Here is a 6,443-nt window from a genome sequence, read left to right as displayed (position 1 = left end):
ATTTTTCGTGACCCTCCTCCCCCTGCCCCTCCTCCCAATCCTGGGAGGAAGGGGAGTGAGGGGAGTTTTTGGGGATATATTGATGTATGGCCGGAACGGCCTTTGTAGCCGAAGGCTCTTTAGTCCCGCCGTTCCAATCGGCGGGAAAACAGGGACGGCAGGACTCGAACCTGCAACCGACGGGATTGGAATCCGTTGCGCTACCAATTGCGCCACACCCCTAAATTTCGTCGTTGATGTCTGTGGAAGTAGAACGGGCAAGAGACGCCGCCGGAGCTATGGCCGGTAGGTTTTTCCGCTTGCGCGAAGACCAGCCGCTATGGAATGATCAGATAACCCGATGGCTACGGCCCGTTCTGAAATTCTATTTTTTTTGACACAGGAGCGGTGGGACTCGAACCCACGACCCGGCGATTAGAAGTCGATAACCGTCACCTTCGGCCCGGCACTGCAACCAGGCAAGGGGCGGAAACGGAATTCCTGCTCTACCCAACTGAGCTACGCTCCTACAAAACTAAACCGAACAGCGGGGGTGATAGGATTCGAACCTATAACCGGTAACCTTCTGCAAGCGGCCCAGGCCCGAAAGCCAAGGCAAGGAGGAACAGATGGACTGCCCTACCATTGAGCCACACCCCCAAACCGTGAAACAGGCAATTTTCTGCGACAGGGCAGTTGTCTTTGCGAAGATAACCCTGACGCTCCGGCCCGTTTCTATTTTTTATGAACCAAATGGCGGCGGTAGGGTTTGAACCTACGACGCAGAGCTTTTCAGGCTCTCGCTCTACCAACTGAGCTACACCTCCAAAACAGAAAAAGCCGTGGTGACAAGGATTTGCACCTTGCACGCCCTTTCAGGCACCAGGTTCTTGATAAACTTCCTCGGTAGGCCCGAAAACAGGCAAGAAGGCGAAGAAAAGTAACGCTCTTACGAGCAATTCCGGCGAGTCTTCTTTTTCTCCACACCACGACATACTAAAAAGGGCGCGAAAGCGGGATTCGAACCCGCGATCTCCAGATTATGAGACTGGCGACTTAACCTCTTGTCCACTTCGCAGCATTTCCAGCGATATTTCAACCACTGGCGAGAGCAATATCGCAAATAGGAACAGACTTGTTAAAGAAGAAAAGAGATTTTCTAAAATTAGTCGTAGTAGCCCCAGTGAACTTGAACCAGGTTCTCTTTTTCGAAGTAGCGTAGCTCGCAGGTATCTGAGGTGAAGGTTAGACCGAAGTGACCGATACAGAGAGGGTGCTTCACTTTCCAGGAAAGCCCCGGAAGTTTAGACGCATGGAACCAGTCGGGCTTCCAATCATCACCCCATCCCAGAGAATTACCTATCGAACTGCTTCCCCAGGCAGAATCCACCACTTTCTTTTGGAGCCGCTGGAACGTTTTCGGAGGAGCGTGAAACTGAATGTAGCCGTGGTAGTAGCCAGAAACACCACGTTGATAGGCTTTCAAATCCGTGATGGTTGTGTCTGGGGGTTCCTGAAAGGCATCTGTGTAGAGGTAAGTTGCTGGCCGCGTAAACGAGAGGTTCATGTAGAGCCAGCACCCAATTGCCAAGACAAACGGAGCGATGAAAATCAATCCGATGGGCCGTTTCTGCCTCAGTAGCCGGATGCCAAACGGAACCAATACTAATGCTACGATACTGAAGAACGCAACAAGATAGGCTGCTCCGTCATGTGACATCTCAGACATAGCACATCTTACCGCTGACAGTTATTGAGTACAATGCTCTATGAAGAAAATCAGCCGACGGGAAATGGTGACGGGAGCTGCAGTGGCCGCAGTGAGCACGCTGGCGGGGGAGACGCAGGCGCAAGAGACTCCAAAGAGTGAGAAGCTCACCGAGGGGGATTTGCTTGCCGCCGATAGGCTGATCGGGCGAGAGACGACTGAGGCGGAGCGGGCGCAGCTTCTGACGGGGATGGCAGGGTTTCAGCAGAGTCTCAAAGCTGTGCGAACCAGTGCGCTGATCGGGAGCCTGCCGCCTGCGTTTCACTTTAACCCGGTGATTGCAGGCGTGAAGCTGCCCACAGGCAAGAGTGAGACGAAGCTGGCCAAGAGCAAGATGCCGGAGTTTAGCGGCGACGTGAAGAGCCTGGCGTTTGCGAGCGTGGCGACGCTTACCAAGCTACTGGTGACCAAGAAAGTGACGAGCGTTCAGCTCACGGAGATGTATCTGGAGCGGCTCAAGACCTACGGGCCTCGCTTGCTCTGCGTGGTCTCGCTACTGGAAGACACCGCGCGGGAGCAGGCAGCAGCGGCGGATAAAGAGATCGCGGCGGGGAAGTGGCGCGGGCCGCTCCATGGGATTCCCTACGGGCTGAAGGACTTGCTTTTTGTGAAGGGCACGCGCACCACGTTTGGCGCACCGCCGTATAAGAACCAGGTGCTGGCCGAGCGGGAGGCTACCGTGGCGACGCGCCTCCGCGAGGCGGGGGCGGTGCTCTGCGCCAAGCTCTCCATGGGGGAGCTGGCGATGGGCGATGTGTGGTTTGGGGGTATCACGCGCAACCCGTGGGACGTGACGCGCGGCTCGTCGGGGTCGTCGGCGGGTTCGGCGAGTGCGGTGGCGGCGGGGCTGGTGGGCTTTGCCATCGGCACCGAGACCTACGGCAGCATTGTCTCCCCCAGTCGTGAGTGCGGCGCGACGGGCCTGCGCCCGACGTTTGGTCGCGTCTCCCGCCACGGCGCGATGGCGCTCTCCTGGACCATGGACAAGATCGGCCCCATCTGCCGGAGCGTGGAGGACTGTGCGCTGGTCTTCTCCGTCATTCATGGCCCTGATGGTTTTGACGACAGTGTGCTGGACAATATTCCCTTTATTTGGAAGCCCGACAGCAAGCTCTCTAATCTGCGGGTGGGCTTCGATGAGGCAGGCTTTGAGCGGGCAAATGGGGCGCAGAAAGAAGTGCTCACCGTGCTGCGGACGCTGGGAGTGACTCCCAAGCCCGTCAAGCTCCCCAAGATGGACCCCGCGTATGGCGCGATTCCGGGCCTGACGATCCATGCCGAGGGCGCGGCGGCGTTCTCCGAGCTGGCGGCCTCGGGCGGGCTGCGGGAGCTGGTGCAACAAGGCAATAGCTCCTGGCCCAACACCTTCCGTGAGGGGGCGCTGATTCCGGCAGCGGATTATTTGCAGGCCCAGCGCATTCGGCGGCGCTTGCAGCAAGAGATGGTAGCGGCGCTCACGGATTTTGATGTCTATGTCACGCCTGCGGGGAGCGCACCCAGCATCACCTACACCAATCTCACCGGCCAGCCGACGCTTCTCACCCGCTGCGGCAAGAGTGAGCGCGGCCTGCCGATCTCGATTGAGTTCACGGGAAACCTCTTCCGCGAAGACGCCATCCTGCGCCTCGCTTTCGCCTACGAGCAAGCGACGCAGTGGCATACCCAGTGGCCCGATATGGAAAAACTCCCACAAGAGCCGCCGCCACTGAAACGCTAGCGAGATGGGGGAACAATCCAAATGACGCTTTCGACAAAGTGAGCGTAAGTAAGAAAGAAGGAAGTTGTATGGATAAAATTTTAGAGCTGCTCTCCACAAAGGGAGTGGAGCTGGGCCAGCAGGTTATCATGGCAGTTCTTGCCTTGGTGGTGGGCCGCTGGATCATTGGAATGGCGGGCAAGCTCCTGACCACCACCATGTCGCGTCAGAAAATTGACTCGACGCTGACACAGTACGCTGTTTCTGTCATCACAGGCGTGCTTAATATTATCCTGGTCATCTCGATCTTAGGAATTCTGGGTATCCAAACCACGAGTTTTGCGGCCCTTCTGGCATCGGTGGGTCTGGCGGTGGGCCTAGCGATGAGCGGCCTGCTCTCTAACTTTGCGTCCGGGGTCTTTCTGATGGTGCTACGGCCCTTCAAGGTGGGGGACTTCATCAGCGCAGGAGGCATCACGGGAACGGTCACGGAGATCGGGATTTTTGCCACCAAGATCAACACGCCCGATAATGTCCAGACTGTTGTGGGCAATGGGAAGATTTTCGCGGACAACATCCAGAATTTTTCACATAACGCCTACCGCCGGGTGGATCTCAACCGCCACTTTGGAGCTAATGTCGAGCTGGCAACCGTGGCAACTGAGCTGACGGAGCGCCTGCTGGCGATCCCAAATGTCTTAAGTGACCCCGCTCCCAATATCGAGATTTTAGAGTTCCGTGCAGGTGGCCCACTTCTCGCGATCCGCCCCTACTGCCACAACGATCACTACTGGCAGGTCTACTTCGATTCGAACAAAGTGATCTTGAGCTACTGTGATGAGAAAGGCTTCGCCGCTCCCGAGCAAGCCGTTGTTGTTCGTCAGAACTAGAGCACGATCCCCAAAATCTCTTCCAAATTCCGTACAACTTTTGCTGACTTCCTGTGTCCAAAGTAACAACTCTGGTAGTGAAACACAAGGTTGTCAAATTTGGAAGAATCTATACGCCGTCGTTCGGTTCGGCTCGAAGATATTGCCCAACAGGTCGGGGTCTCACGCTCCGAAGTCTCGCGCGTTCTCAATGGTCGCCAGCGCGCGGGACGTGCGGTCGGTCAGGCCAAGCAACTGCACATTCAGCAGGTAGCACGGGAGCTGGGCTACCAGCCCAACAAAGCAGCGCAGAACTTGGCAAGGGGCCGAACCGATCTGGTTGGGCTGGTGCTCCAGCCCCTAGGAGACCAGGCGCTCTCCCCGCACTACCATGAGATTATCGGGGGGCTTATGGGAGCCTTGGCGCAGCAGGGGCTCCATCTGCTCCTCCATCAGTGCCCGTATGAAACCGCGGACTCTTTAATGTCTCTTGCGAGGGCACACACCTGCGATGTTCTCATCCTCACCGATATCCGGAAAAACGACCCACGGCCCGCCTTGCTCCACGAGCTGGGCCAGCCTTTCGTGATCCGTGGGTCGGCACCGGAGCCCGAGCAGCTTGCGATTGGGATGGATAACCAGGCGGTGGGACGGCTCGCGATCGAAACGCTGGCAGGCTATGGCCACCGCAAGATTCTATCCTGTAAATAGCCGCTTTCGGGCGGCGTTCCTCGGGCATTTTCATGCTTCAAGGTGAACCCCGTTCATGGCGTCTGGTTTGAAAATCCCCGCTGAACTCACGCCAAAGCCTTTGGAGTTGGAGTCAAACTCACCTCGAACCCCAAGCTGACCAAGCGCTTGGTCAGGCTACGAGTAAGCCGCTCTGGCTCTCGCTTGTCAAAGTAGTCAACTCCCAAATCGGTATAGTCCTCACCGCGCTCCATCAAACGATAAGCAATCACCAAAATAGAATGCGCGACCGCAAGAAGCGCTCGCTTCTTCCCACGCCGCACAACCAAACGACGAAACTGGGCACCAAGGTAAGTCTTGGTGCGTGAAGCAGCATGCGCCGCCTGAACCAGACCAGCACGCAAAGAAGCATTGCCGGGACGAGTTCGACCTGAAAAACGCTTGCCCGCACTCTCGTTGTTGCCGGGGCAAAGACCTGCCCAAGAAGCAAGGTGACCCGGAGTCGCAAAACGAGTCATGTCCGTTCCCACCTCGCTAACAATCAGCTCCGCCGTCGCACGAGCGACACCAGGAATCGTATCCAGGTGAACGACGGCCTCTTCAAAAGGGAGACAGTAAGTCACAATCTGCTCGTCAAAGCGAGCTATCGTTTCCTCAATACTGTCAATCTGGCAAAGTAACTCAGACAAGATGAAGCGTTGATGAGCACTGACTCGCCCCTCAAGAGAGCGCTCCAAAAGCTCTTGCTTGGAACGTAAGCGCCCCTTAGCAAGTTCCGCCATCTCAGAAGCATTGGCTTTGCCTTCCACAAGGGCAGCCAGCATCGCACGAGCCGAGACGCCCATCACATCGCTGGCAACACTGGCAAGTTTAATATTCATCCCTTCCAGTGTCTTCTGAACCCGATTGATCTGCGTGGCTCGCTCCCGGATGAAATTGGCTCGGTGACGACAGAGTTCGCGAAGCTCGCGCTGAGGAAGCGGGGGCACAAAGCTCTTGGTAAGTAAGCCACACTGAAGTAATTGAGCGATCCACTCCGAATCTTTGACATCGGTCTTTCGGCCTGGCACTTGCTTGATGTGGCGAGCATTGACCAGCCAGAGTTCAAAATTGTTCTCCAGCAGATTGTAGACCGGCTTCCAATACTCGCCCGTGCTCTCCATAGCGACTTGGGCAATGCCCACTTCCGCCAGCCAGTCAGAAAGTTCTAACAGGTCGGCAGTCATGGTAGCAAAGGTTCGTACTTGTTGAATATCCTTGCCATCGGGGCCGGGAAAAACGCGGCAGGCGACAACTGTCTTCTTGTGAACGTCGAGTCCTGCACAATGGGAATAGTAGGTGTCCATAAAGGTTCCTTGCCTCTTGAGCATCTCAAGTGAGCCCCTCAAGAGAATATTACATTTGACGGACTTGCGTGGGCACCTGTGTTAAAAAATTCTGG

General features: G+C 56.2%; 5 protein-coding genes and 5 tRNA genes. 3 read left to right on the top strand and 7 right to left on the bottom strand.

Annotated features, from left to right (window positions below; all coding sequences use genetic code 11):
* Positions 1–149: 149 nt before the first annotated feature.
* From RMO15_RS15940 to RMO15_RS15915, 6 genes are all read right to left on the bottom strand, one after another.
* A tRNA-Trp gene (locus RMO15_RS15940) sits at positions 150–222 on the bottom strand.
* Positions 223–379: 157 nt separating this feature from the next.
* Positions 380–508, bottom strand: a tRNA-OTHER gene (locus tag RMO15_RS15935).
* Positions 509–527: 19 nt separating this feature from the next.
* A tRNA-OTHER gene (locus RMO15_RS15930) sits at positions 528–639 on the bottom strand.
* Between the two features lie 94 nt (positions 640–733).
* Positions 734–806, bottom strand: a tRNA-Phe gene (locus tag RMO15_RS15925).
* A gap of 178 nt (positions 807–984) precedes the next feature.
* A tRNA-Met gene (locus tag RMO15_RS15920) sits at positions 985–1,057 on the bottom strand.
* Between the two features lie 87 nt (positions 1,058–1,144).
* Entirely contained in the window at positions 1,145–1,708 is a 564-nt protein-coding gene (locus RMO15_RS15915) for a hypothetical protein (RefSeq protein WP_309714433.1), read from the bottom strand.
* A 40-nt stretch (positions 1,709–1,748) separates the two neighbouring features.
* Here RMO15_RS15915 and RMO15_RS15910 point away from each other — a divergent pair, with 40 nt between their 5' ends.
* The 3 genes from RMO15_RS15910 (at position 1,749) to RMO15_RS15900 (ending at position 5,023) form a co-directional block, all read left to right on the top strand.
* Positions 1,749–3,464, top strand: a complete 1,716-nt coding sequence (locus RMO15_RS15910) for an amidase (RefSeq protein WP_309714432.1) — start codon at positions 1,749–1,751, stop codon at positions 3,462–3,464.
* A gap of 68 nt (positions 3,465–3,532) precedes the next feature.
* On the top strand, positions 3,533–4,333 hold the full coding sequence (locus tag RMO15_RS15905; protein ID WP_309714431.1) for a mechanosensitive ion channel family protein: 801 nt from the start codon (positions 3,533–3,535) through the stop codon (positions 4,331–4,333).
* A gap of 99 nt (positions 4,334–4,432) precedes the next feature.
* Complete coding sequence (locus tag RMO15_RS15900) at positions 4,433–5,023, top strand: LacI family DNA-binding transcriptional regulator (protein ID WP_309714430.1); 591 nt, start codon at positions 4,433–4,435, stop codon at positions 5,021–5,023.
* Between the two features lie 86 nt (positions 5,024–5,109).
* Here RMO15_RS15900 and RMO15_RS15895 read toward each other — a convergent pair whose 3' ends face one another.
* A complete protein-coding gene (locus tag RMO15_RS15895; protein WP_309714429.1) occupies positions 5,110–6,348 on the bottom strand; it encodes an IS110 family transposase in 1,239 nt (412 codons plus the stop codon).
* Between the last annotated feature and the right edge of the window lie 95 nt (positions 6,349–6,443).

The organism is Armatimonas sp. (genome assembly GCF_031410135.1).
Taxonomy (GTDB): domain Bacteria; phylum Armatimonadota; class Armatimonadia; order Armatimonadales; family Armatimonadaceae; genus Armatimonas.
This window is presented reverse-complemented; position numbering and strand designations above follow the sequence as displayed.

Excerpts from the sequence above, each read along its gene's own strand:
- RMO15_RS15915 (WP_309714433.1), bottom strand. The coding sequence starts at position 1,708 with ATGTCTGAGATGTCACATGACGGAGCAGCCTATCTTGTTGCGTTCTTC.
- RMO15_RS15910 (WP_309714432.1), top strand. The coding sequence starts at position 1,749 with ATGAAGAAAATCAGCCGACGGGAAATGGTGACGGGAGCTGCAGTGGCC.
- RMO15_RS15905 (WP_309714431.1), top strand. The coding sequence starts at position 3,533 with ATGGATAAAATTTTAGAGCTGCTCTCCACAAAGGGAGTGGAGCTGGGC.
- RMO15_RS15895 (WP_309714429.1), bottom strand. The coding sequence starts at position 6,348 with ATGGACACCTACTATTCCCATTGTGCAGGACTCGACGTTCACAAGAAG.